This is a genomic window from Streptomyces sp. KLMMK (assembly GCF_036961605.1).
In the GTDB taxonomy this organism is placed as follows: Bacteria; Actinomycetota; Actinomycetes; order Streptomycetales; family Streptomycetaceae; genus Streptomyces; species Streptomyces telluris.
Map to the genome: position 1 here is coordinate 1 of NZ_JBAMDC010000650.1, position 2145 is coordinate 2145.

Annotated in this window: 3 protein-coding genes and 1 pseudogene; all 4 read left to right on the forward strand. The window is 72.2% G+C overall.

The annotated features are described in order from the left end of the window. Positions 1–149: 149 nt before the first annotated feature. A complete protein-coding gene (locus V7793_RS36725) occupies positions 150–551 on the forward strand; it encodes a roadblock/LC7 domain-containing protein (protein ID WP_443058083.1) in 402 nt (133 codons plus the stop codon). Next, on the forward strand, positions 548–910 hold the full coding sequence (locus V7793_RS36730) for a DUF742 domain-containing protein (protein ID WP_058042179.1): 363 nt from the start codon (positions 548–550) through the stop codon (positions 908–910). The genes V7793_RS36725 and V7793_RS36730 overlap by 4 nt, the downstream gene beginning before the upstream one ends. After that, the gene (locus tag V7793_RS36735; protein WP_336014018.1) at positions 888–1505 is read left to right on the forward strand and encodes a GTP-binding protein; all 618 of its coding nucleotides are present in this window, start codon (positions 888–890) and stop codon (positions 1503–1505) included. The genes V7793_RS36730 and V7793_RS36735 overlap by 23 nt, the downstream gene beginning before the upstream one ends. A 134-nt stretch (positions 1506–1639) precedes the next feature. After that, positions 1640–2145 (forward strand): annotated as a pseudogene (locus V7793_RS36740) (hypothetical protein); the annotation flags it as partial.

The following is a 2145-nucleotide window of genomic DNA, read 5'->3' on the forward strand; positions in this document are numbered from 1 at the left end:
GCCGCGGGTACCCCCGTCGGCCCGCTGCACGGGGCCCCGGAACCGGACACCGCCCACCCCTCTGCCCAGGCTCCGACGCCCCGCACCCCCGTAGACGACGAAGGGAATCCCCACGCGTGAACGACCACCTCAACAACGAGCTCGGCTGGATGCTGGACGAGGTCGTCAAGATGCCCGAAGCCCGGCATGCGATCCTGCTCTCCTCGGACGGCATGCTGCGCGCCCGCTCCCAGGGCATCGAGCGCGACGAGGCCGAGCGCCAGGCCGCGGCCCTCTCGGGCCTGCAGTCGATCAGCCGCTCGACCTCCGAGTTCTGCGCCCACCAGACGCAGCAGGACAACCCGTGGCGGCAGACGCTCGTCGAGTTCGCCCACGGCTACGTATTCCTCATCGCCGCGGGACCCGGCGCCTACCTCGCCGTCTCCGCCACCGAGCACGTCGACATGGAAGCGGTCACGTACCGCATGCAGAAGCTCGTCGACCGGCTCGGCAAGGAGCTGACCAGCCCGCCCCGCGCGAGCAACTGGCAGGGCACGGGCGCCCCGGCATGACCCCGCCCACGCCGAGGCACGAGCGAGGGTTAGTGCGCCCGTACGTCGTCACCGACGGCCGCGCCCACCCGACCCGCAACACCTTCGACCTGGTCACCCTGGTCCTGGCCCAGTACGACCGGCCGCTCACCGGGCTCAGCCCCGAGAAGCGCCGGCTCATGGAACTCTGCCTCGGCGGCCCGTTGTCGGTCGCCGAGATCGCCGGGCACCTCATGCTGCCCGTCAGCGTCACCAAGGTGCTGCTCGGCGACCTCGTCGACAGCGGCCACCTCATCACCCGGGCCCCCATCCCCTCGGCACAACTCCCCGAGGCCCAGATCCTGCAGGAGGTGCTGGATGGACTCCGCGCTCGCCTCTGAGCCAGCTCCCGACGGAGACCTCTATCTGCGCCGCACCGTGAGCACCGCCGCGAAACTCCTCGTCGTCGGCCACTTCGCGGTCGGCAAGACCACTTTCGTCGGCTCGCTGTCGGAGATCCGGCCGCTGCGCACCGAAGAGACCATGACCCAGGCCGGTGCGAGCGTCGACGACCTCGCCGGCATCGAGGGCAAGACCACCACCACGGTCGCCATGGACTTCGGCCGCCTCACCCTCAGCGACAGCCTCGTGCTGTACCTCTTCGGCGCGCCCGGCCAGCAGCGCTTCACACGCCTGTGGCAGGACATGACCCACGGCGCACTCGGCGCGCTCGTCCTGGCCGACACCCGCCGCCTGGAGCAGTCCTTCGACGTCATGGGCCTCCTGGAGGAGCTCGGCCTGCCGTACGCGGTGGCCGTGAACCACTTCGACGGGGCGCCGGTGTACCCCGAGGAGGAGATCCGCGAGGCGCTCGACCTGCTGCCCGAGACGCCGCTGGTCACGTGCGACGCCCGCGACCGGGTCTCCTCGACCCGCGCGCTGATCTCCCTCGTCGAGTACCTGCAGCGGCGCACGGCAGTACGGGAGCACGTGTGAACCACCGTCCCGACGCGTGGGGAACGGGAGGGGACCCGACCCCCGCCACCACACCCCCACCGGGCTGCCCGGCCCACCGGGCTCCGACCCACCCGGACGGCCCCGCGCAACAGGGCACCGGGCACCAGGGGCCCATGGAACACGGCACTGGGCTCCAGGGGTCCATGCAGCAGGATCCTGCGGACGGGGGCTTCATGTCGCAGGGCGACGCGTACCCGGGTGCTATGCCCCAGGGCGCCGCGCACAGGGGAGCCATGCCGCAGGACGCCGGGCGCCAAGGGCCCATGCAGCAGGACCCTGCGCACGGGGGCTTCATGCCGCAGGACGCCGGGCACCAGGGGCCCATGCAGCAGGACCCTGCCCACCAGGGCTTCATGCCGCAGGGTGCCGATCACCAGGGTCTGATGCCGCAGGGCCCCGCGTACTCGGGCGCTGCCCATCAGGGCCCCGGCCAGTCGAGTCCCGGCCAGTCGAGTCCCGGCCAGTCGAGTCGCGGTCAGTCGACTCCCGGCCAGTCGAGTCCCGGTCACCAAGGCCACGTCCAGCAGGGTCCTGCGCACCAGGCCCCCATGCAGCAGCCGCCCGCGCACCGGGGCCCCATGCGACAGGACCCCGCCCGCCCGGGCGCTGCCTACCAGGA

What these genes read in the sequence shown, in the direction of transcription:
- V7793_RS36725 (WP_443058083.1), top strand. Translation starts at nt 150, where the DNA reads ATGCTGGACGAGGTCGTCAAGATGCCCGAAGCCCGGCATGCGATCCTG.
- V7793_RS36730 (WP_058042179.1), top strand. Translation starts at nt 548, where the DNA reads ATGACCCCGCCCACGCCGAGGCACGAGCGAGGGTTAGTGCGCCCGTAC.
- V7793_RS36735 (WP_336014018.1), top strand. Translation starts at nt 888, where the DNA reads ATGGACTCCGCGCTCGCCTCTGAGCCAGCTCCCGACGGAGACCTCTAT.